Source organism: Compostimonas suwonensis, assembly GCF_002797855.1.
In the GTDB taxonomy this organism is placed as follows: domain Bacteria; phylum Actinomycetota; class Actinomycetes; order Actinomycetales; family Microbacteriaceae; genus Compostimonas; species Compostimonas suwonensis.
This window is the reverse complement of the sequence record NZ_PGFB01000003.1, coordinates 134,626-155,202: the sequence shown is the minus strand read 5'-3', so window position 1 is coordinate 155,202 and position 20,577 is coordinate 134,626. Positions and strand designations below refer to the sequence as shown.

The window sequence follows — 20,577 nt, the reverse complement described above, 5'->3', positions numbered from 1 at the left end:
AGGTTGAGGAAGTCACGCTTCACGCGTCGACTTGTGCGGCCCCACTTCAGAGAGTGTTCAGGCCGAGTGCACCTGATGTTAACCTCTCATCGAAAGGATTGGCGGCGGTGCCACGCGGGCATCGTGCGTCTGCGCGCCACGGCGCGGTAGGAAAGGCAAATCAGTCATGCGTGAGGTATTTCAGCAGGAACTCCGTGAGGTGCAAGACCGTCTCGTGGAGATCGCGGGGCTCGTCGCCGAGTCGATCGAGAACGCGACGAGGGCCTTCAACGAGTCCGATGTGACCCTCGCGGAGACGGTCATCGCCAACGACCCGCAGATCGACGCCCTCGCGACCGAGCTCGACGAGCTCGCCATCAACATCCTCGCGCGTCAGCAGCCGGTCGCCCGCGACCTGCGCATCGTCGTGAGCGCCCTGCGCATCAGCGCCTCCCTCGAGCGTATGGGCGACATGGCCGAGCACATCGCGCAGCTCGCCCGCTACCGCTTCCCCGACAAGGTCGTTCCCAAGAACCTGCGCGGCACCTTCGTCGAGATGGGGCGCCTCGATGTGGAGATCGCGAAGAAGCTCACCGAGCTGCTCCGCACGCAGGACACCGACATCGCGGAGGACATCCGCAACGAAGACGACAAGATCGACGACCTGCACCTCAGCGTCTTCGACAAGGTGCTCGGCGAGAAGTGGAAGGGCGAGGCCGTCGACACAGTCGACGCGACCCTCGCGAGCCGCTACCACGAGCGGTTCGCCGACCACGCCGTCTCGATCGCCAAGAAGGTCATGTACCTCGCGACGGGCGACTGGGTGCCCGACGAGGCCTGAGCCTCCACGGCGCTTCTCTCTCACCTCAAAACGACGGAGATCCTACCCAAAACCGCCCTGATCCAGACCGGATCAGGCAGTTTTGGTCAGGATCTCCGTCGTTTTGAGTGGGGGAAGGAGGACGAGCGGCTACTTCTTCTCGCCCTGGGCGGCGACCGCGGCGGCACCGGCCGCGGCGGCCTCGGGGTCGAGGTACTCGCCCGCGCCGATGGGCGACAGCGACTCGTCGAGACGGTAGACGAGCGGGATGCCGGTGGGGATGTTGAGCTCGGCGATGTCGTCGTCGGAGATGCCGTCGAGGTGCTTCACGAGCGCGCGCAGGGAGTTGCCGTGCGCCGTCACGAGCACCGTCTTGCCGGCGCGCAGGTCGACGGCGATGTCGGACTCCCAGTAGGGGAGCATGCGCTCGATGACGTCTTTGAGGCATTCCGTGCGCGGAATGCCGTCGCCGAGGTCGGCGTACCGGGGGTCGCCGACCTGCGAGAACTCGTCGTCGTCGGCGATGGGGGGCGGCGGCACATCGAAGGAGCGGCGCCAGGTCTGGAACTGCTCGGGGCCGTACTCGGCGAGGGTCTGCACCTTGTCCTTGCCCTGCAGGGCACCGTAGTGGCGCTCGTTGAGGCGCCAGGAGCGCTTGACGTCGATCCAGCTGCGGTCCGCGACATCCAGGGCCAGATTCGCGGTGGAGATGGCCCGCTTGAGGCGCGAGGTGTAGAGCACGTCGGGCTCGAGCCCGGACTCGAGGAGGAGCTCGCCCGCGCGAGTGGCCTCAGCCACGCCGAGCTCGCTCAGGGGCACATCGACCCAGCCGGTGAAGAGGTTCTTCCGGTTCCATTCGCTGTTGCCGTGGCGCAGGAGGATGAGAGTGTAGGGCTCAGACATGCTTACACTCTAGCGATCCGATCGTGCCCTCCGGGTGCGGATGATTGGATGGTCCTGTGGCAGTCGGAAGCATCACCAGGGGCACGACGAACACCAACCGTCTCCGCCGTGTCGACCGCTGGATCCAGGCCCTCCCCGCGCTGCGCCACGCACCCGATCCGCTCGTCGTTGACCTCGGCTACGGTGCGAGCGGCGTGACCACGCTGGAGCTGCACGAGCGGCTCTCCCGGGTACGCCCCGAGCTCGAGGTCGTCGGGCTCGAGATCGCGCCGGAGCGCGTGCGGGTCGCCGAGAGCCAGCTCGAGACGGTACGGGCGGGCGGCAGCCGCTTCTCCCCCGACGCCCGGGTGCGCTTCGCACTCGGCGGCTTCGAGGTGCCGCTGCCGGGCGGGCGGGGCGCCACCGTCATCCGCGCCTTCAACGTGCTCAGGCAGTACGACGAGTCGCAGGTCGCACAGGCCTGGGCGCTCATGCAGGCGAGGCTCGAGCCGGGCGGGGTGCTCGTCGAGGGCACCTGCGATGAGATCGGGCGCGTCTGCAGCTGGGTGGATGTCGCGGCCGACGGCCCTCGGAGCCTCACCATCTCGCTGCGCCTCGCCGGCCTCGAGAAGCCGTCGATCGTGGCGGAGCGCCTGCCGAAAGCGCTCATCCACCACAACGTCGACGGCGAGGGCGTGCATGCGCTGATGCTCGCGCTCGACCGGCACTGGCAGTACAACGCGGCGCTCGCGAGCTACGGCCCCGTGCAGCGCTGGATCGCCACGGTCGAGGGCCTGCTCGTCGACGGCTGGAACGTCGGCGGGCGACGCTCGCGCTGGCGGCTCGGCGAGGTCTCGGTGCCGTGGCAGGACGTCGCGCCGCGGGCATCGAGCGGGTGAACCCTAGCCCGACGACGGCAAGGTCGCCTGGGCCTCGGCGAGCGGCATCCCCGTCGCCGTCAGCAGGTCGACGACGAGCGGCCGCAACTGCATCACGAGGCTCGCGTCCATGACCGTGGAGCCGGGCAGCACGAGCTGCGGGTCGAGTTTCACGGCCACGAGGATGAGGCTCTGGCGGGCCCGCATCCGCAGCTCCCCGTTCGAGAGCCCCTGCCCGAGCACGTTGACACCGCTCGAGAGCGAGGAGAGCAGCTCGGCGAGCTCCACACGCGCCTCGCCGTCGCGCACGATGTAGTCGGTGCGCCGGGCGACGACCCGCAGATTGCGCACGGCGAGTTCCATGCCCGACAGGATGGCGGCCTGCTCGCGCAGCTCGGGAAGGTGCCGGCGCAGGAACGGCGAGATGCGGGCGATCGCGATCGCCGAGTCGAGCGAGGAACGCCAGGCGTCGAGCACGGGGCCCGTCGCACGCGCACGGGCGAGCGCGCGGCCCGAGGCCCGGGCGTCGCCGAGCTGCAGCGCCATCACGAGGGAGGCGACGACCGCGAGGAACTCGGCGAAGAGCCGCCTCGCCTCGCGCCTCGTGGCCCGCCGCGGGTCACGAGGGATGAGCGCGGTGCACACGAGGGCGACGAGGCCGCCCACGATCGCGTCCTCCGTGCGTGTGAACGCACCGCCTGCGGGCGCCGGCAGCACCGAGATGAGGGCCGACTGCACGGCGGCGGCGATCGCGAACGCCGCGGAGCCCGACAGGAACCTCGCGACGAGCAGCGTCGCGAAGATGACGACGCCGAGCTGCCAGACACCCTGGCCGAAGAGCAGCAGCAGGGTCTCGCTGAGCGCGATGCCGACCGTCACGCCGATCGCCGTCTCGAGCACCTTGACGGGCCTGGCGTCGCGGGTGAAGCCGAGGCTCGAGATCGTTACGGTCACGGCGATGACGGGTGCGGCATGGCCGATCCAGTAGTGCGCGACCGCGAAGGCGACGACCGCCGCGACGGTGATCTGCACGGCGGCCGGCACCGAGTTCCAGACCCGCCCGGCCCGGCCCGCCGGGTCGAGGTAGCGCCGCACCTGACGCCAGGACGGCGCGCGCCACCCGGTCGTGCGGGGTGCCGCCGTCATCCGGGGCTAACCCCGCGTGACGGCACCGAGCCGCGGCAGCCGCGGCACGTCGACGGCCGCGCCGGCATCCGAGGGCACGATGACCTCCTGCGAGGCCGCGATCGTCGTGTCCTGCGCCGCGACGAGCAGAGTCGCCTCGGCGTCGGTGTTGCGTTTGACGACGGCGAGCGCGATGGGGCCCAGCTCATGGTGGATCGCGCTGCTCGTCACGGTGCCGACCGCGCGCAGCTCGCCGTCGCGCTCGACGCTCACGACGTCGCCCGGCGCGGCGAAGACCGACTCCGAGCCGTCGAGGTGCAGCAGCACGAGCCTGCGCGGGGGATGGCCGAGGTTGTGCACCTTCGCGACCGTCTCCTGGCCGCGGTAGCAGCCCTTCGTGAGGTGCACCGCCGAGCGCAGCCAGTCGAGCTCGTGCGGGATGGAGCGGTCGTCGACCTCGCGGCCGAAACGCGGGCGCCAGGCCTCGATGCGCAGGGCCTCCGCGGCGAGCGAGCCCGCGAGAACGACCTCCCCGGCCGCGGCACGACGCGCGAGCGCCTCGAGCTCGGACCGCTCGACGATCGCCTCGACCCACGGCCAGCGCGAGGCGGGGTGGTCGTCGGTGTGGGCGTACTGGTGTCCGCCTGCCTCGACACCGCGCCAGACGTCGGCCCAGCGCAGCTCCACTCCGTCGGGGGATGCCGCCTGCACAACGGTTCGCGCGGGTGCCTCGATCGCGGCATCCAGGTAACCGACCACCGCGAACTCGTCGCTGCGGTCGGCGACCTCGACCCGGAGCATAAAACGCATCTTGTCCAGCCAGCCGACGATGCCCTCGGCCTCGTCTCGTTCGGCGATGAGCCAGGTCGTCACGCCGTCGTCGAGGGCGTGCACGTCGAACTCGATGCGCCCGCTCGGATCGAGGAAGAGCGTCTCGGCGGCCTGGCCGGGAGCGAGGCCCGTGAGACGCTGCGAGGTCATGGAGTCGAGCCAGCTGAGCCGGTCGGCGCCCGTGACGGCGAGGACCGAGCGGTTCGAGAGGTCGACGACCGCCTCACCCGCGGCGAGCAGGCGCTGCTCGCGCAACGGCGAGCCGTAGTGCGCCGCGACGCCCGCGTCGAGCCCCTCGTCGGCGACGGCTCCGGGCAGGGAGAGGAAGGGTGAGTCGGACATGGTCAGTCGACCTTCGCGAGTCGGGCCGATGAGTGGGTTCGCAGGGGTTGACCGAGAGCGGCGATGTCCCAGGCCCAGAGCAGATGGTTGTCGACGAGCCCGTAGATGCGGGTGGCCGCCGAATAGTCCTTCGCGCCGGCCGTGCGCATGACGGCGTCGGTCGCGAGGTCGATGCGCGGGCCCTTCACCTGGCCGAGATACAGCTCGGAGACCCCGCCGGGATGGATGAGCGCGACCTCGACGTCGAACCCGCCCGCAGTGTTGCGCAGGGTCTCGACGTCGTCGGCGGTGCGGAACCGGGCCTCGCCCACGGCGGGCAGCATCGCGGGGCCGGGGTCTCCCTCGCCGAGCGGACGGGAGAGCCGCCAGTAGCCGGTCTCGGTCACGAGCGGGGTGTTCGCCTCGTCGAGGAGCCAGGTGTAGGAGTGGTAGTTGAGGTACGGCAGGCCGTCGTGGCTGAAGCTCACGCGCTGGCCGAACTCGCTGTTGACCGTCTCGTCAGCAACGGTGTAGTCGATGACCCCCGTGCCCTCCCACACGCCGAGCAGCCACGACAGGGGCACGAGCTCTGCGGGAAGACCCGTCGGAATCTCGATCATCGTGGGCTACCGCTGCCCCCGGAAGAGCTTGTAGACGACGACGACCGACACCCACGCGATCGCCAGACTCGCCAGACCCAGCAGGCCGACGAAGAAGAGTTCCAGTGCGAGCAACGACATGGCTCAAGTCTATGCGCTAAGGCAGCACGGTCAGAAGAATCGTCGCCACCGCGAGGATGACCACGGCGCCGACGAGGCTGAGGGTCACCCGGTCGACGAAGCCGATGCGCTCCCGGGTCGCGAGCTGGATGCCGAAGGTCGCGAGGACGCAGAGCGCGAGGATGATCGACGTCCACGAGAGGTAGTCGGACGAGGGCGCCAGGAGGGCCGTGAGGAGCGCCCCGATCGCGGCGAGCACCCACACCGTCGCGATGGCGAGCCAGTGCCACGGGTTCGTGGGCAGGCCGCTCGGCACCGCGGAAGGGGTCTCGCTGTCGAGGGTCACAGCTCCATTCTGCCGTAGACGGGGGCGCGCCACATCGGGGGAGATTCGCCGGACGATCCCTCCCCGCTAGGATTGGCACAAGTATTCTCTGGAGGATCCGTGGCGCAGTTGTTGATCCTGACCTCTGCGGTCAACGCCGAGGTTCTGCCCGCCCTCGCCCTGCTCAGCCACAAGACGCGCCAGATCCCCGCCGAACCGGCCCAGTTGATCAACGCGCCGAGTGCCGACCTCATCTTCGTCGACGCCCGCAGAGACCTCGCGAGCGCCAAGTCGCTGTGCAAGATCCTCACGACGACGGGCGTCACCGTGCCCCTCGTGCTCGTGCTGACCGAGGGCGGTCTCACGGCCGTCAGCGCCGACTGGGGCGTCAACGACGTGATCCTGGAGACGGCGGGGCCCGCGGAGATCGATGCGCGCATCCGCCTCTCGATCGGCAGGCAGTCGCTCGAGCAGTCCTCGTCGAAGATCCAGGCCTCGGGCGTCGTCATCGATGAGGCGAGCTATTCGGCGAAGGTGCACGGCCGCCCGCTCGACCTCACCTTCAAGGAGTTCGAGCTCCTGCGCTTCTTCGCGACGCATCCGTCGCGTGTCTTCACCCGCGAGCAGCTGCTCAGCGAGGTGTGGGGCTACGACTACTTCGGCGGCACGCGCACGGTCGACGTGCACGTGCGGCGGCTGCGCGCCAAGCTCGGCGACCTCGAGTCGCTCATCGGCACGGTGCGCAACGTCGGCTACCGCTTCAACGTCTACGAAGAGGACAATGAGCGCGACAGCACTCCGGCTGGCGACGCCTGACCCCTCCGACGGCTCCTCCGGGCCGGGCGGGTCGTTCGAGGCGGTCGCGTCCGCCGCGCAGGCGGCCGACGGGCACGATCCGTTCAACGAGCAGACCCGGCTCGACCTCGCGTCGGGCCGCCGCTCCCCCCTCGTCGCTTTCGGCGACGCGGCGGGCGGCGAGGCCGAACCGCTCGCGGCCGCGGTCGTGGGCGCCGGCGAGCTCGATCTCGTGGTGCATCCCGCGCACCGCCGCCGGGGCGTCGGCGCCGCGCTGCTCGAACGGCTGCTCGCCGAGCGGCTGCGATCGGAGGCGGCGCTCACGGCCTGGTCGCACGGCGACCATCCTGCCGCGCGGGCCTTGGCCGCGAGCCATGGCTTCGAGGCGGTGCGCACACTGCTGCAGCTCCGGCTCGGGCTCGGGCTCGGGCTCGGGCTCGACGGTTCCGCAGATCGTCCCGGCGCTTCCGGTCCCGGCGACGAGCAGGCCGCGGATGAGAGAGAGCCGGCCGATGCAGGCGGCGTGACCGTCGAGGAGTACCGGCCCGAGCGCGACCGCGACGACTGGGTGGCCCTCAACCGGCTGGCCTTCGCCTTCCACCCCGAGCAGGGCGCCATGACCGCCGACGACGTGCGGGCCCGCGAGGCCGAGCCCTGGTTCGACCCCTCCGTCTTCTTCCTCGCGCGCTCCGACGACGGCGCGCTCCTCGGCTACAACTGGCTCAAGGTCGAGCCCGGTGACGACGTCGGCGAGATCTACGTGATCGGCGTGCACCCGGATGCCTCGGGCCGCGGTCTCGGCACGAGGCTCATGCACCGCGGCCTCCGTGCCCTCCGCGAGCGCGGGCTCTCGGCTGCCACCCTCTACGTCGAGGCGGACAACGCCCCCGCCGTGCGCCTGTACCGCTCCCTCGGCTTCGTCGACGAGAACGTCGACGTGCAATACAGCCGGATCTGAGCGGCGACGACGGGAGCGGCATCCTCCCCACGGCGCCTCGGTGGACAGCTCGTTAAGACACCGTTAACTCGGCGCAGGCTGCGGCGCCCGTTGCGGGTGCCATGATAAAAGCTATGGACGAGTCAAACGAACTCCAAGACACGGTGATCGGCGGCGATTTCGACGACGATTTCGAGCCGGCCTTCGAGCGTGACGATCCCGCACTTCCCGACGACCGGTACCTCGACCGCGAGATGAGCTGGCTGGCGTTCAACCAGCGGGTGCTCGAGCTCGCCGAAGACCCGCGGCTCCCGGTGCTCGAACGCGCAAACTTCCTCGCGATCTTCGCGAGCAACCTCGACGAGTTCTTCATGGTGCGGGTCGCAGGCCTCAAGCGCCGCATCCTCACGGGCCTCGCCGTGCCGACGAACGTCGGGCGCGCCCCCGCCGAGGTGCTCTCCGACATCTCCCGCCGCGCGCACGAGCTGCAGGTTCGCCACGCCGCCGTCTACCAGGAGTCCGTGCGCCCCGACCTCGCCGCAGCCGGCCTGACCTTCGTCACCTGGGATTCGCTCGACGCCGAGACCCGGGCGCGGCTGCGCGACTACTTCTCCCTGCAGATCTTCCCCGTGCTCATGCCGCTCGCGGTCGACCCCGCTCATCCCTTCCCCTACATCTCCGGGCTCTCGCTCAACCTCTCGATCCGGGTGCGCAACCCGAAGACGAGCAAGGTCGAGTTCGCGAGGCTCAAGGTTCCGCAGATGCTGCCGCGCTTCGTCGCCGTCGACGATGGCGAGAGCTCGGAGCAGAAGCGCTTCATCACCCTCGAAGACCTCATCGCCAACCACCTCGGCGACCTCTTCCCGGGTATGGAGGTGCTCGAGCACCACGTCTTCCGGGTCACCCGCAACGAAGACGTCGAGATCGAGGAGGACGAGTCCGAGAACCTCATCAAGGCTCTCGAGAAAGAGCTCCTGCGGCGGCGCTTCGGCCCGCCCATCCGTCTCGAGATCACCGACGACATGGATCCGCTGACCCTCGACCTGCTCGTGCGCGAGCTCGACGTCACCGACCAGGAGGTCTACCGCCTGCCGGCGCCGCTCGACCTCGGCGGGCTCTTCTCCCTCGCGAAGATCGACCGTCCCGACCTGCGCTATCCCAAGCACGTGCCGACCACGGCGCTGCAGCTCATGCCCTCCGAGCACAACGCGGAGGGCGACGTCTTCACGTCGATCTCCCGCTCCGACATCCTGCTGCACCACCCCTACGAGTCGTTCGCCACGAGCGTGCAGGCGTTCCTCGAGCAGGCAGCGGCAGACCCGCACGTGCTCGCCATCAAGCAGACCCTTTACCGCACCTCGGGCGACAGCCCCATCGTCGAGGCCCTCATCGACGCCGCGGAGTCGGGCAAGCAGGTGCTCGCCCTCGTCGAGATCAAGGCGCGCTTCGACGAGCAGGCCAACATCACCTGGGCGCGCAAGCTCGAGAAGGCCGGCGTGCACGTCGTCTACGGTCTCGTCGGCCTCAAGACGCACTGCAAGCTCGCGCTCGTCGTGCGCCAGGAGAAGGGCACCCTGCGCCACTACAGCCACATCGGCACGGGCAACTACAACCCCAAGACGAGCCGCATCTACGAAGACCTCGGCCTGCTGACGGCCGACGACCAGGTCGGCAAAGACCTCACCCGTCTCTTCAACGAGCTCTCGGGCTACGCCATCGAGAAGAAGTTCAAGCGCCTCCTCGTCGCCCCCCTGCACCTGCGCCGCGGCCTGGTCAAGAGGATCGAGACCGAGGCACGCAACGCCGAGGCCGGTCTGCCGAGCGGCATCCGCATCAAGCTCAACTCGATCGTCGACGAGGTCATCATCGACGCGCTCTACCGGGCGAGCCAGGCCGGTGTGCCCATCGACATCTGGGTGCGCGGCATCTGCGGTCTCAAGGCCGGCCAGCCGGGTCTCAGCGAGAACATCCGCGTCCGCTCGATCCTGGGCCGCTACCTCGAGCACTCCAGGATCTTCTCCTTCGTGAACAACGGCGAGCCCGAGGTGTTCATCGGCAGCGCCGACATGATGCATCGCAACCTCGACCGCCGCGTCGAAGCCCTCGTGCGGCTCACGGCGCCCGAGCACCTCGTCGAGATCGCCTCGCTCTTCGATCGGGCCATGGACGAGCGCACCTCCTCCTGGTGGCTCGACCCCGACGGCACCTGGACGCGGCACTCCGTCGACGAGAACGGCAACAGCCTCGACGACATGCAAGACAAGCTCATGCAGATCATCTCGCAGCGCGGGCGGGTGGGCACCCGCCGATGACGGAAGCCGCCGTCTATGCTGCCGGAGCCGTCTGCTGGCGGATCGTGGACGACAAGCCCCACGTGCTCGTCATCCACAGAACTCAGCACAAGGATGTCTCGCTGCCCAAGGGCAAGGTCGATCCGGGCGAGACGCTCCCCCAGACCGCCGTGCGCGAGATCCTCGAGGAGACCGGCCTGAGGGTCGCCCTCGGCGTGCCGCTGGGCATCTCGCGATACCCGCTCATGAGCGGGCGCGAGAAGATCGTGCACTACTGGGCCGCCGAGATCACCGAAGACGCCGTGAACGCCTCGACCTTCCTGCCCAACGACGAGGTGGCCGGCCTCGAGTGGCTCACGATCAAGAAGGCCCGTGCCGCCCTCAGCTATGAGCGCGACGTCGAGATCCTCGACACCTTCCAGGCGCTCGTCAAGCAGGGTGTGCTCGGCACCTACGCGATCATCGCACTGCGCCACGCGAAGGCGGTGCCTCCGTTCGAGTGGGAGGGCGACGACGCGAGCCGCCCCCTCAGCCGACGCGGCGAGCAGCAGGCCGCGAGCCTCGTCGACACGATCTCCGCCTGGCGCCCGCGCCGGATCGTCAGCAGCACGGCTCAGCGCTGCCAGTCGACGGTCGAGCCGCTCTCGCGCGCCGTCGGCCGCAAGGTCGTGACGACCGCCGCGATCAGCCAGGACGCCTACGAGAACGGCCAGGCCGACGTGCGCGAGGTCGTCGGGCGCCGTGTGCGCTCCCGCAAGACCTCGGTGCTGTGCAGCCACGGCCCCGTGCTGCCCGAGATCATCCGCGAGATCTCTCTCGCGACCGGCACGCCCGCCGGCTCGTACGTGAACAACGCGAGCACTCTCGACACCGCGGCCTTCGCCGTCGTGCACCTCTCACGCACGAGTCCCGCATCGGGCATCATCGCGATCGAGACGCATTCCCCGCGTCTCTGACCCTCCGCGTTTTGGCGCGAGCACGGGAGAAGAATCCGCGTGATCCCGGGCCTCGGTCCCTAACGCTTGGGCTGTCGTTTACCTTCCGTTTACCGAATTAGGGGATTGTCGTTAAGGATGCAACGTAGCCTCGACGGCGGGTCAGCACCGGCCCGCCCGGCTTGTCAGGGCGAGTATCACAACGTCGACTCGCACGCCGGGCACTCGCACCTCGAAGGGAACACAGTGAAGTTCAAGAACGTGGCAGCGGCAGGAGCGCTCGCGATCACCGCGGCGATCGTCCTCTCCTCGTGTGCAGGCGGCGGCTCGACCGACGCCGGCAGCACGTCTACTCCGACCGAGACGACCCCCGCCGTCGACTACAGCTCGCTTGCCGGCACCATCACCGCCGGTGGCTCGAGCGCACAGGCCAACGCACAGGCAGCCTGGATCACGGCCTTCACCGCCCAGGCCAAGGGCGTCACCATCAACTACGACAAGTCGCAGGGCTCCGGCGGCGGCGTCACCAACTGGCTCGCAGGCAGCTACGACTTCGCCGGTTCCGACTCGCCCCTCAAGGACGACCAGCAGGCATCCTCGCAGACCATCTGCGGCGCCGGCGGCGGCCTGAACCTCCCCGTCTACCTCGACGGCGTTGCGATCATCTACAACCTCCCGGGTGTCGACAGCCTCCAGCTGTCGTCGGCGACCCTCGCCAAGATCTTCAGCATGCAGATCACCACCTGGAACGACCCGGCGATCGCGGCCGACAACCCCGACGCGACGCTCCCCGCGACCGCGATCACGACCGTGACGCGCTCGGACGGATCGGGCACGACCCAGAACTTCACCAACTACCTCAGCGCGGTTCAGCCGTCCATCTGGACCAACGCGCCGAGCAACGCCTGGCCGATCGCCGGCTCGAGCGCTCAGCAGGGTGGTTCGGGTGTCGTCAACACCGTCAAGGCCGGTGAGGGCACGATCGGTTACGCCGACCACAGCGCCATCGGCGACCTGACCGCTGCGGCGATCCAGGTCGGCACCGGCACCGACTTCGTCGAGTTCAGCCAGGAGGGCGCGACCAACGCGTTCACCGCTGCCTCCACGACGGTCGACACGGGCGTTGACGGAGACCTCGCGCAGGTCATCGACTACACCGCGATCACCGAGGCCGACGCCTACCCGATCCCGCTGATCTCGTACGCGATCCTCTGCACCGAGTTCTCCGACGCCACGCAGGCCGACCTCACCAAGTCGTACATCGGCTTCGTCGCGAGCGACGCCGGTCAGCAGATCGCATCGAAGAACGCCGGATCGGCTCCGATCCCGGCCGACATGCTGTCGCAGATCCAGGACAGCCTGGCCCTCATCGGCTAGTTCGACCCCGCAATACAAGTCCGACCGTCTGACTCGTCACGAACATCCCGAGAGAGAGCGCAGTGAGCGACAACACAGCTGTTCAGTCCGTCCCTCGGAGTGACCCAGATCAGACGACCGGGAATGGCCCCGCACGCCGCCCCGGCTCCCCTGCAAAGGGAGCCGGGGCGGCCCGGGTCAAGTCCCGGCCCGCAGACCGCATCTTCCGCGGGCTCAGCACCGGCTCCGCCGCCTCGATCATGGTGATCCTCGCCGGTGTGGCCATCTTCCTCATCATCCGGGCCATCCCCGCCATCAGCGCCGACTGGGAGTCCTCCGGCGACCTGAACTCCGGTCCCACCGGCGGGTACCCGAACTTCTGGGCCTATGTCGGCCCCCTCATCTTCGGAACGCTCTGGGCCTCCGCGATCGCACTCATCATGGGCGCCCCGATCGCCATCGGCATCGCGCTCTTCATCTCGCACTACGCGCCCCGTCGCATCGCGGGAGTGCTCGGCTACCTCGTCGACCTGCTCGCCGCGGTGCCCTCCATCGTCTTCGGCCTCTGGGGCATCATCGTCATCCGCCCCTTCCTGCTGCCGCTCTCCGACTGGCTCAACGAGTACCTCGGCTGGATCCCGCTCTTCGGCGGCCAGGTCTCGACCACGGGCTCCACGATCTTCGCCGGAGCCGTCGTGCTCGCGGTCATGATCCTGCCGATCATCACCTCGATCTCCCGCGAGATCTTCCTGCAGACGCCTCGTCTGCACGAAGAGGCGGCCCTCGCACTCGGGGCCACCAAGTGGGAGATGATCCGCCTCGCGGTCTTCCCCTACGCCCGCTCGGGCGTCGTGAGCGCCACGCTCCTCGGTCTCGGCCGAGCACTCGGCGAGACGATGGCCATCGCGCTCATCATCTCCCCCGCGATCCTCATCTCCCCCCGCCTGCTCACCGAGGGCGAGAACTCGCAGACGATCGCCGCGAACATCGCGCTCAACTTCCCGATCGCCAACGGCCTGCAGCGCGACGCCCTCATCGGCACGGGCCTCATGCTCTTCGTCATCTCGCTCGCCGTCAACATGATCGCGCGGGTCATCGTCACCCGCACGGGTCCGGCCTCGAACAACAAGAAGTCCACGAAGAAGATCAGCCAGCTTCCCCCGTCCGATCCCGCGACCGTGACCGCGGTCGACGACGTCGCGGGCCCGCTCGCCGCGGCCCGTCGGGATGAACCCGAAGGAACGAAAGCGTGACCGCGACCATCAGCCCGGGCCGACGACCTACCGGTCCGATCGCCAACTCCCTGACCTCCGGCCAGCTCCCGCGATTCGTCGAGCTGTACCTGCTCGGCGCCTCGCTCGTCGTCGGCGCGCTCGTGCTCATGCTCATGGGCTTCAACGTCGTCGGATGGCTCGTGCTCTCCGCGATCATCTACCTCATCGCGCTGGCGATCCTGTCATCGGTCGTCGAGAGCCGGCGCAAGGCCGTCGACCGGGTGGTGCGCGGTCTCGTGACCGTCGCCTTCCTCCTCGCCCTGGCCCCTCTCATCTCGACTCTCGTCACGGTCGTCGTGAACGGCATCGGTTCGCTCAACTGGACCTTCATCACGCAGGTCGGCGGCTCAGCCTTCAACCCCGACACCCTCGAGGTCACCGACGTCTCGGGCGCCTGGCAGGCGATCGTCGGAACGCTCATCATCACGGGCATCGCGGCCCTCATCTCGATCCCCATCGGCATCCTCACCTCGATCTACCTCGTCGAGTACGCGCAGCCGAACCAGTGGATGGCCAAGACGGTGACCTTCCTGGTCGACGTCATGACCGGCATCCCCTCGATCGTCGCGGGTCTGTTCGCGTTCTCGCTCTTCACCCTCATCGTCGGGCCGAAGGCGTTCAGCGGCTTCTCCGCCTCCATCGCCCTCTCGGTGCTGATGATCCCGATCGTCGTGCGCTCGTGCGAAGAGATGCTGCGCCTCGTCTCGCACGACCTGCGCGAGGCCTCCTACGCCCTCGGGGTGTCGAAGTTCTCGACCATCGTGAAGATCGTGCTGCCCACGGCCATCGCCGGCATCGTGACCGGCGTCATGCTCTCCATCGCCCGTGTCATCGGTGAGACGGCCCCGATCTTCATGGCGGCGAGCTTCACCGACAACTTCAACGCCAACCCCTTCGAGGGCCCCATGCAGACCCTTCCGGTCATGGCGTACACCGGCTACAAGTTCCCGAGCCAGGACATCGAAGCGTCGAACGCGTCGGCCTGGGGCGCAGCCCTCCTGCTCGTCATCCTCGTCGTCATCCTCAACATCATCGCCCGTGTCATTGCCAAGGTCTTCGCCCCCAAGGGCGCGCGGTAGACCCGGTTATCCGAACCTCGAAGGAACGATCGTGTCCAAGCGCATCCAAGTCAACGACCTCAACGTTTACTACGGCGACTTCCTCGCCGTCGAGGGCGTCTCCATCTCGATCGAGCCGCGGACCGTCACCGCGTTCATCGGCCCCAGCGGTTGTGGCAAGTCCACCTTCCTGCGCACGCTCAACCGCATGCACGAGGTCATCCCCGGCGCCCACGTCGAGGGCGAGGTCATGATCGACGGCAACAACCTCTATGCCGCCGGGGTCGACCCCGTGCTCGTGCGTCGCCAGGTCGGAATGGTGTTCCAGCGGGCGAACCCGTTCCCCACCATGTCGATCCGCGACAACGTGCTCGCCGGTGTCACGCTCAACAACAAGCGCATGTCGAAGAGCGAGGGCGACGCGCTCGTCGAGAAGTCGCTCCAGGGCGCCAACCTCTGGAACGAGGTCAAGGACCGCCTGCACCTGCCCGGCTCCGGTCTCTCCGGCGGCCAGCAGCAGCGTCTCTGCATCGCCCGCGCGATCGCCGTCTCCCCCGACGTGCTGCTGATGGACGAGCCGTGCTCGGCCCTCGACCCGATCTCGACGCTCGCCATCGAAGACCTCATCGAGGAGCTCAAGCAGGAGTACACGATCGTCATCGTGACTCACAACATGCAGCAGGCCAGCCGCATCTCCGACAAGACCGCGTTCTTCAACATCGCGGGAACCGGCAAGCCCGGCCACCTCATCGAGTACGACGACACGCGCACCATGTTCTCGAACCCGAGCGTTCAGGCCACGGAAGACTACGTCTCGGGCCGCTTCGGATAACCAGCTACGAACGACGGATGCCGGGCGCGACCTCACAGGTCACGCCCGGCATCATCGTTTAAGCCGTGCGCGCGGAGACGCCGCGTCCACGGAGATGCCGCGTCGGCGAGAGCCGTGTCCGGGAGAATAAAAGGTCGGACCGCAGAACGCCTCTCGGCGAGAGGCCGCTCAGAGCGGCGAATATTGGAGCCCGGGGTTACTGCGGCCCGACCAGCTTCAATTGTAACGAGCAGTCGTTACTCAAGCGATTCGTGTCTCCACAGGCGCGCGCACGAGGTGAACTCCGCCGCCGTCTGCGAGAGCCGGAGCGCCCTCGTCGTTAGCTCGGTCGCCCGATCCGGCTCTGTGGGCTCGAGGTCGTCGGCGAGGCTCGTCGCGCCGACGGCGGTCACCCGGCAGAACGCCGCGGCCCGGTCGAGGGCCACCGCGAAGTCGCCCTGGAAGAGTCCGCGCAGGATCTGGTCGGCCAGCTCGGTGATCTCACCGGGCCCTGCGGGCAGAGGCGCACCGGCGACCACCGGATCGATGGTCGTCGACACCTCGGTGCCGCGCTGGAAGAGGTAGCTCGTTCCCTGGGGATCCTGGCGGATCAGCACACGCATGAGGTAGATGCGCCAGAGCGCCCCGGGGAGGCTGCGAGCGCTCGACCGCGACCAGAGCTCGGCGAGCGCGTCGATACCGTGCTCGTCGGTGTAGGCGACGAGCCGCTCGACGATCTGCGGATCGGGGTCCTCGCGCACGCGGCTCAGCAGCGCAGTGGCGGTCTCGTGGGCGACGCGGCTGATCTGAGCCGGGTCCTCGCCGCCGATCATCCCCTCGAACTTGCTCCCCGAGAACTTCGTGGGCTTGTGGAACTCACCCGACATGCTCACCCCTCTTCTCCGCCTTGTGTGTTCGACGCCACCGCATGCGCAGCGCACCGATCAAGGTTAACGACGACGGATGCCGCTTCCCTTCCCGTTCCGCACGATTTCGCCCTGCGCGTAGCGGGCGCCACACCCCTCTCGCACGCGGGCTCGCCCGCAGTCGGGTAGATTGTTCACCGAGGGGCCTCTAGCTCAGTTGGTAGAGCAAGGGACTTTTAATCCCTGGGTCGTCGGTTCGAGCCCGACGGGGCCCACCCTCCCCGTCACCCGCCGCCGGCTCTCCGCGATGTGCCTCCGGCTGCCTTGCTCGAGCTCTCGACGGAAGCGTATCGTCCATACACTCAGGCGCGCACACCTCAACCGTAGGGACCCGGGTCAGATAGGACTCGGGGTCGATAATGGTGTGATGGCGACCTTTTCCCACAACGGCGGCGGTCTGATCGAAGCCGAGTCCCTTTCCAAGGTGTTCGACTCAGCGAAGGGCTCGGCACCGGTCACGGTTCTGCGCGACGTCTCTCTCCGCGTCGATCCCGGCGAGATGGTCGCGATCGTGGGGCCCTCGGGCTCGGGCAAGTCCACCCTGCTCTACTGCCTGGCAGGACTGGAGCCGGCCACGTCGGGGACGGTATCGCTGTTCGGTCGCGATCTGGCCGCGCTGAGGCGGAATGCCCTGGCGAAGCTGCGGCGCGACGCGATCGGCTTCGTGTTCCAGGCCTACAACCTCATCCCCTCGTTGACGGCCGCAGAGAACGCGGGGCTGCCCGGCCGGCTCGCGAGGCGCCGGGGCGCCGCCTCCGCAGCGCGGGAGTCGATGCGCGCCGTGGGACTGAGCGAGCGCGGCGGCTTCCTGCCGGGACGGTTGTCGGGCGGCCAGCAGCAGCGGGTGGCCATCGCGAGGGTGCTCGCCTCCGGTGCGTCGTTGGTGTTCGCGGACGAGCCGACCGGCGCCCTGGATACGCGCACGGGTGAGCAGGTGCTGTCGCTGCTTCGGGATGCGGCATCCGGTGAGCGCAGTGTGGTGCTGGTCACCCACGATCTCGAGGCCGCCGCGCGTGCGGACCGGGTTCTCGTGCTGCGAGACGGCCTGATCCACTCCGAGCTGATCGCGCCGACCGCGGAGGACGTGCTCGAGGCCGTGCGAGCCGCGGGCGAGGGGGCGTCGGCCGCATGATCCTGGTCGTCGCTGCGAAGGAGCTCGTCCGCGGATACCGCCTGTGGCTGGGAAGCCTCATCGTCGTCGTGGCGGCCTCGGCCGTGTGCGCGGCCACGCTGGCTCAGATCGAGACGGCGGCGGCACTGCCGGCCGAGGCGAGCGGGTCGCTCCAGTCGGCGAGCATCACCGTGCTCGCGTTCACCGTACTGGCCGCGATCGCGATCACCGGCGCGACGACGAACCTCGCGGTCGCCTCCGGTCGCCGCGGATACGCGCTTCTGCAACTGGCCGGAATCCTGCCACGACAGGTGACGGCGATGGTGCTCGCGCAGCTCGTGATGCTCGCCCTGATCGGAACCGGTACGGGTGTGGGGCTCGGCCGGATCATCGCTCAGCCGCTGCTGGATCTGGTCGTCGTGCAGACCAGTGCGCCGGCGGGCACCGTCATCGTCTACGGCGGCACCGCCCTCTGGGCATTCGGCCTGTTCGCCGGCGTCGTGGTGCTCTCGGGCATCCGCGCCGCGCGCCGCGCCGGCCGGGTGCCTCCGATCGAGGCGCTGCGAGAGCCGGAACCCCCTCGGATTCGCATGAGGGCCTCCCGCTGGGTCGCCACCGGCATCTCAGGCGCGGCGTCCATCGGCGTCGGGCTCGCCGTGGCTGCGATGTCTCCCTCCCTCACCCCCGACGGCCGACCCGTCGGACTGGACTCCGTGACCAGCCTCGGGCTGCTGCTGAGCATCGCCCTCACCACCCTGGCCGTCTCCCTCGGCCCGATCCTCTATCCCTCGCTGATGCGGGCCTGGACCGCGGTCATCCCCAGCGGCCTCTCCGGATCATGGTTCCTCGCCCGCCGCTCCTGCCGCTACCGGATCACGCAGAGCACCGCGGCGATAACCCCGCTTATGGTCGGCATCGCCATGCCCGGCTCGATGTACACGGTGTTCCTCACCGCCGCGAATGCGATGGCGGCCGGTGGCGGCCCCACCGACATCAACTCGGCATCGATCTTCACGAGCCTCGGTCCGGCGCTGCTTCTCGCCGCGCTCGGATCCGCGGCAGTCATCTTCATGACCAGCCGCACCCGGGCGCGCGACAACGCGCTGGTCTCCGTCAGCGGTGGCACCTTCACGACCACCACGCTCAGCGCGATCTTCGAGGCCGTGATCTACGTCGTCACCGCCTTCCTGATCGCCCTGTCGATCTTCGGGGTCGTCGGCCTCGTCGTCGCCATCGCGTTCGCTCACACCATGACCGGGGTGGTGCCCGTCTACGGCATCGGCACGGCGCTGATCGTCGCCGGAGCCGGCGCGGTCATCGTCGGAGTGGCCACCGTCGCGCCCGCCGTCGCACCGACGAGGCGAAGCATCCCCAGCCTCCTGGCCTCGGAGTAGCCGGCGGCTCCGGGAGGGCACGCCGGGCGCAGCGGCGTCATCCACCCGGTCAATCGATCTGGTTCACGCGAATGAGGTTGCCGGCGGGATCGCGAAAGGCGCAGTCGCGCACGCCGTAGTCCTGATCCGTGGGCTCCTGCACGACGTCGGCCCCTCCCGCCTGCAGACGTTCGAAGAGGCCGTCAAGGTCGTCGGAGGCGAGGGTGACGCCCCCGTAGACGCCCTTGGCGATCAGGTTCAGGATCGTCTCCCGCTCCTCGGCGGTGATGCCGGGATCGATCGCCGGCGGCTGCAGCACGATCGAGGTTCCGGGCTGGCCGACCGGGCCCACCGTGATCCAGCGCATGTCTTCGTATCCGACGTCGTTGCGCACCTCGAATCCGAGCAGATCGCGATAGAACCCGAGAGCCGCCTCGGCATCGGTGTGGGGCAGGAATGCGTAGTGAATGGTGATGTCCATGCCACCCACGCTAGGCGGATCAGCCGACGCGGACTTCTTGATTCCTGACCGGTCTGGTGATCTGCTTCGCCAGACAGGGCGGGATGCCGCGCAGCGAGCGCGACGGATCCTCACGGTAGGCGCGCGGGGAGACGCCGACGAGTTCGGAGAACCGGGTGCTGAAGGTGCCCAGCGAGGAGAAGCCCACGGTGAAGCAGATGTCGGTGACCGAGAGGTCACCGCGGCGCAGCAGGGTCATCGCGCGCTCGATGCGACGCGTCATCAGATAGGAGTACGGCGACTCCCCGTAGATCCGACGGAACTCACGGCTCAGATGCCCTGCCGACAGATGCGCGCCCCGCGCCAGATCCTCCACGTTCAACGGCGAGGAGTACTCGCGGTCGATGCGGTCGCGAACACGTCGGATGACGATGACCGCGCTCCGATCCGTCGTCTTCGCCTCGTGGGCTGCCATGACTCCATAATTGCAGCAACCACGGCATGCCGACGAGGTCGCGGGTCGGTCAGGAATCGAGAAGTCGCGGGCCGCGGCCGGGCCGTAGCGTGGACGGCGGACTCTGGCCGACCGCGTATGCATTGCAGGATCCGTCGGAGCAGGCGTGGGAGCGCCTCGGCGAGCTCGTGCGTCAGGCGGTCGACGTCACCGGAGGCGAGTGACCCTACCGGGCGTCCTTCCGCCTCACGATCTCGGCGATCCAGATGGGCGCGAACGGCGAGGTGCAGTTCGGGGGCGTGGGGTAGTCCTTGAGCACCTCCAGGCGTTCGCCGATGTCGATCGCGCGAGCTCGAAGGTCGGGGTCGTCGATCCCGATCTGCGCCAGGCAGTGGTTCATCGCCCATTGCAGGCGGTCCGGGGCATCCTTCATCTGCGTCTCGATGACGTCGAGCAGGCCGGGCAGGTCGAGACCGTCGGGCGCCTTCGCCACACGTTCGACGGTCAGCGCCCAGCCGGCGCTCGCGACCACCGGATCGGGATCGGCGAACCAGGCCAGGCGCAGCTCCTCGGCATGCGGGCTCTTCTTCACCACGTAGTTCACGAGCCAGTCGTGCACCTTGGGGATGCGCGCCTCACGCAGCATGGCGTCGAGCTCGTCGCGCTCGAAGGCCTTCGGGCGGCAGATCAGAATGGCCACCAGTCGCGCCGGGGTCTCGCCGGTCTGCCACAGCTCGCGTGCGAGATCCTGCTGGGTCTTCAGCCGCTTGGCGATCGCTCTCAGAGCACCGAGGTTCACCCCGTGGTCGTCACCGTGCCGGAGGTTCACGGCGCGGAGCTGCGGATCTTCGAGCGCGGCCAGCTCGACCAGCACCTCGGCCGCAGTGGTGCCGGTCATCGTCTGGGCCACCTCGGC

Annotated in this window: 21 protein-coding genes and 1 tRNA gene; 13 read left to right on the top strand and 9 right to left on the bottom strand. The window is 68.7% G+C overall.

Annotated features, from left to right (window positions below; genetic code table 11):
* Positions 1 to 166: 166 nt before the first annotated feature.
* Complete coding sequence (gene phoU / locus CLV54_RS08560; protein WP_100344562.1) at positions 167 to 820, top strand: phosphate signaling complex protein PhoU; 654 nt, start codon at positions 167 to 169, stop codon at positions 818 to 820.
* A gap of 129 nt (positions 821 to 949) precedes the next feature.
* Here the strand turns inward: phoU and CLV54_RS08555 are convergent, their stop codons facing one another.
* A complete protein-coding gene (locus CLV54_RS08555; RefSeq protein ID WP_100344561.1) occupies positions 950 to 1,702 on the bottom strand; it encodes a phosphoglyceromutase in 753 nt (250 codons plus the stop codon).
* 56 nt (positions 1,703 to 1,758) lie between these two features.
* Here CLV54_RS08555 and CLV54_RS08550 point away from each other — a divergent pair, with 56 nt between their 5' ends.
* Complete coding sequence (locus tag CLV54_RS08550) at positions 1,759 to 2,580, top strand: class I SAM-dependent methyltransferase (protein WP_425430273.1); 822 nt, start codon at positions 1,759 to 1,761, stop codon at positions 2,578 to 2,580.
* A gap of 3 nt (positions 2,581 to 2,583) precedes the next feature.
* Here CLV54_RS08550 and CLV54_RS08545 read toward each other — a convergent pair whose 3' ends face one another.
* From CLV54_RS08545 to CLV54_RS08530, 4 genes are all read right to left on the bottom strand, one after another.
* Positions 2,584 to 3,705 (bottom strand): FUSC family protein, encoded by a 1,122-nt coding sequence (locus CLV54_RS08545; RefSeq protein ID WP_157802884.1) that lies wholly within the window; start codon positions 3,703 to 3,705, stop codon positions 2,584 to 2,586.
* Positions 3,706 to 3,711: 6 nt separating this feature from the next.
* The gene (gene ygfZ / locus CLV54_RS08540) at positions 3,712 to 4,857 is read right to left on the bottom strand and encodes a CAF17-like 4Fe-4S cluster assembly/insertion protein YgfZ (RefSeq protein ID WP_100344558.1); all 1,146 of its coding nucleotides are present in this window, start codon (positions 4,855 to 4,857) and stop codon (positions 3,712 to 3,714) included.
* Between the two features lie 2 nt (positions 4,858 to 4,859).
* The gene (locus tag CLV54_RS08535) at positions 4,860 to 5,456 is read right to left on the bottom strand and encodes a heme-binding beta-barrel domain-containing protein (RefSeq protein WP_100344557.1); all 597 of its coding nucleotides are present in this window, start codon (positions 5,454 to 5,456) and stop codon (positions 4,860 to 4,862) included.
* A 136-nt stretch (positions 5,457 to 5,592) separates the two neighbouring features.
* Positions 5,593 to 5,901 (bottom strand): hypothetical protein, encoded by a 309-nt coding sequence (locus CLV54_RS08530; protein WP_100344556.1) that lies wholly within the window; start codon positions 5,899 to 5,901, stop codon positions 5,593 to 5,595.
* Positions 5,902 to 6,000: 99 nt separating this feature from the next.
* Here CLV54_RS08530 and CLV54_RS08525 point away from each other — a divergent pair, with 99 nt between their 5' ends.
* From CLV54_RS08525 to pstB, 8 genes are all read left to right on the top strand, one after another.
* On the top strand, positions 6,001 to 6,696 hold the full coding sequence (locus CLV54_RS08525; protein ID WP_100344555.1) for a response regulator transcription factor: 696 nt from the start codon (positions 6,001 to 6,003) through the stop codon (positions 6,694 to 6,696).
* Positions 6,662 to 7,633 carry a mycothiol synthase gene (gene mshD, locus CLV54_RS08520; RefSeq protein ID WP_100344554.1) on the top strand — a complete coding sequence of 324 codons (972 nt, stop codon included), beginning with the start codon at positions 6,662 to 6,664 and terminating at the stop codon, positions 7,631 to 7,633. Before CLV54_RS08525 ends, mshD begins: the two co-directional genes overlap by 35 nt.
* A gap of 113 nt (positions 7,634 to 7,746) precedes the next feature.
* Positions 7,747 to 9,924, top strand: coding sequence for an RNA degradosome polyphosphate kinase (locus tag CLV54_RS08515; RefSeq protein WP_100344553.1), 2,178 nt, complete (start codon positions 7,747 to 7,749; stop codon positions 9,922 to 9,924).
* On the top strand, positions 9,921 to 10,859 hold the full coding sequence (locus tag CLV54_RS08510; RefSeq protein ID WP_100344552.1) for an NUDIX hydrolase: 939 nt from the start codon (positions 9,921 to 9,923) through the stop codon (positions 10,857 to 10,859). The genes CLV54_RS08515 and CLV54_RS08510 overlap by 4 nt, the downstream gene beginning before the upstream one ends.
* 225 nt (positions 10,860 to 11,084) lie before the next feature.
* Positions 11,085 to 12,215, top strand: coding sequence for a phosphate ABC transporter substrate-binding protein PstS (gene pstS, locus CLV54_RS08505; protein WP_100344551.1), 1,131 nt, complete (start codon positions 11,085 to 11,087; stop codon positions 12,213 to 12,215).
* Between the two features lie 62 nt (positions 12,216 to 12,277).
* Positions 12,278 to 13,447, top strand: coding sequence for a phosphate ABC transporter permease subunit PstC (gene pstC / locus CLV54_RS08500; protein WP_211294498.1), 1,170 nt, complete (start codon positions 12,278 to 12,280; stop codon positions 13,445 to 13,447).
* Complete coding sequence (pstA, locus tag CLV54_RS08495; protein ID WP_170061971.1) at positions 13,444 to 14,547, top strand: phosphate ABC transporter permease PstA; 1,104 nt, start codon at positions 13,444 to 13,446, stop codon at positions 14,545 to 14,547. The genes pstC and pstA overlap by 4 nt, the downstream gene beginning before the upstream one ends.
* A 31-nt stretch (positions 14,548 to 14,578) precedes the next feature.
* Positions 14,579 to 15,358, top strand: a complete 780-nt coding sequence (pstB, locus tag CLV54_RS08490) for a phosphate ABC transporter ATP-binding protein PstB (RefSeq protein ID WP_100344549.1) — start codon at positions 14,579 to 14,581, stop codon at positions 15,356 to 15,358.
* A gap of 236 nt (positions 15,359 to 15,594) precedes the next feature.
* Here pstB and CLV54_RS08485 read toward each other — a convergent pair whose 3' ends face one another.
* A complete protein-coding gene (locus tag CLV54_RS08485; protein ID WP_100344548.1) occupies positions 15,595 to 16,224 on the bottom strand; it encodes a DNA-directed RNA polymerase subunit beta in 630 nt (209 codons plus the stop codon).
* Positions 16,225 to 16,405: 181 nt separating this feature from the next.
* On the opposite strand from CLV54_RS08485, the gene CLV54_RS08480 reads away from it, so the two are divergent.
* The 3 genes from CLV54_RS08480 to CLV54_RS08470 all read left to right on the top strand — a co-directional run bounded on the left by CLV54_RS08480 (position 16,406) and on the right by CLV54_RS08470 (position 18,768).
* Positions 16,406 to 16,478: transfer RNA gene (locus CLV54_RS08480), tRNA-Lys, on the top strand.
* Between the two features lie 152 nt (positions 16,479 to 16,630).
* The gene (locus CLV54_RS08475; protein WP_157802883.1) at positions 16,631 to 17,395 is read left to right on the top strand and encodes an ABC transporter ATP-binding protein; all 765 of its coding nucleotides are present in this window, start codon (positions 16,631 to 16,633) and stop codon (positions 17,393 to 17,395) included.
* The gene (locus tag CLV54_RS08470) at positions 17,392 to 18,768 is read left to right on the top strand and encodes an FtsX-like permease family protein (RefSeq protein WP_100344546.1); all 1,377 of its coding nucleotides are present in this window, start codon (positions 17,392 to 17,394) and stop codon (positions 18,766 to 18,768) included. The genes CLV54_RS08475 and CLV54_RS08470 overlap by 4 nt, the downstream gene beginning before the upstream one ends.
* Before the next feature lie 49 nt (positions 18,769 to 18,817).
* Here the strand turns inward: CLV54_RS08470 and CLV54_RS08465 are convergent, their stop codons facing one another.
* From CLV54_RS08465 to CLV54_RS08455, 3 genes are all read right to left on the bottom strand, one after another.
* Positions 18,818 to 19,228: a VOC family protein gene (locus CLV54_RS08465; protein WP_100344545.1), complete on the bottom strand. Its 411-nt coding sequence runs from the start codon at positions 19,226 to 19,228 to the stop codon at positions 18,818 to 18,820.
* 19 nt (positions 19,229 to 19,247) lie between these two features.
* Positions 19,248 to 19,682 carry a helix-turn-helix transcriptional regulator gene (locus tag CLV54_RS08460; RefSeq protein WP_100344544.1) on the bottom strand — a complete coding sequence of 145 codons (435 nt, stop codon included), beginning with the start codon at positions 19,680 to 19,682 and terminating at the stop codon, positions 19,248 to 19,250.
* A gap of 205 nt (positions 19,683 to 19,887) precedes the next feature.
* A complete protein-coding gene (locus tag CLV54_RS08455; protein WP_100345011.1) occupies positions 19,888 to 20,559 on the bottom strand; it encodes a DNA alkylation repair protein in 672 nt (223 codons plus the stop codon).
* Positions 20,560 to 20,577 lie beyond the last annotated feature (18 nt).

What these genes read in the sequence shown, in the direction of transcription:
- ygfZ (WP_100344558.1), bottom strand. Translation starts at nt 4,857, where the DNA reads ATGTCCGACTCACCCTTCCTCTCCCTGCCCGGAGCCGTCGCCGACGAG.
- CLV54_RS08555 (WP_100344561.1), bottom strand. Translation starts at nt 1,702, where the DNA reads ATGTCTGAGCCCTACACTCTCATCCTCCTGCGCCACGGCAACAGCGAA.
- CLV54_RS08465 (WP_100344545.1), bottom strand. Translation starts at nt 19,228, where the DNA reads ATGGACATCACCATTCACTACGCATTCCTGCCCCACACCGATGCCGAG.
- CLV54_RS08475 (WP_157802883.1), top strand. Translation starts at nt 16,631, where the DNA reads ATGGCGACCTTTTCCCACAACGGCGGCGGTCTGATCGAAGCCGAGTCC.
- CLV54_RS08485 (WP_100344548.1), bottom strand. Translation starts at nt 16,224, where the DNA reads ATGTCGGGTGAGTTCCACAAGCCCACGAAGTTCTCGGGGAGCAAGTTC.
- mshD (WP_100344554.1), top strand. Translation starts at nt 6,662, where the DNA reads ATGAGCGCGACAGCACTCCGGCTGGCGACGCCTGACCCCTCCGACGGC.
- CLV54_RS08515 (WP_100344553.1), top strand. Translation starts at nt 7,747, where the DNA reads ATGGACGAGTCAAACGAACTCCAAGACACGGTGATCGGCGGCGATTTC.
- CLV54_RS08535 (WP_100344557.1), bottom strand. Translation starts at nt 5,456, where the DNA reads ATGATCGAGATTCCGACGGGTCTTCCCGCAGAGCTCGTGCCCCTGTCG.
- CLV54_RS08460 (WP_100344544.1), bottom strand. Translation starts at nt 19,682, where the DNA reads ATGGCAGCCCACGAGGCGAAGACGACGGATCGGAGCGCGGTCATCGTC.
- CLV54_RS08470 (WP_100344546.1), top strand. Translation starts at nt 17,392, where the DNA reads ATGATCCTGGTCGTCGCTGCGAAGGAGCTCGTCCGCGGATACCGCCTG.
- CLV54_RS08455 (WP_100345011.1), bottom strand. Translation starts at nt 20,559, where the DNA reads ATGACCGGCACCACTGCGGCCGAGGTGCTGGTCGAGCTGGCCGCGCTC.
- CLV54_RS08510 (WP_100344552.1), top strand. Translation starts at nt 9,921, where the DNA reads ATGACGGAAGCCGCCGTCTATGCTGCCGGAGCCGTCTGCTGGCGGATC.
- phoU (WP_100344562.1), top strand. Translation starts at nt 167, where the DNA reads ATGCGTGAGGTATTTCAGCAGGAACTCCGTGAGGTGCAAGACCGTCTC.
- CLV54_RS08545 (WP_157802884.1), bottom strand. Translation starts at nt 3,705, where the DNA reads ATGACGGCGGCACCCCGCACGACCGGGTGGCGCGCGCCGTCCTGGCGT.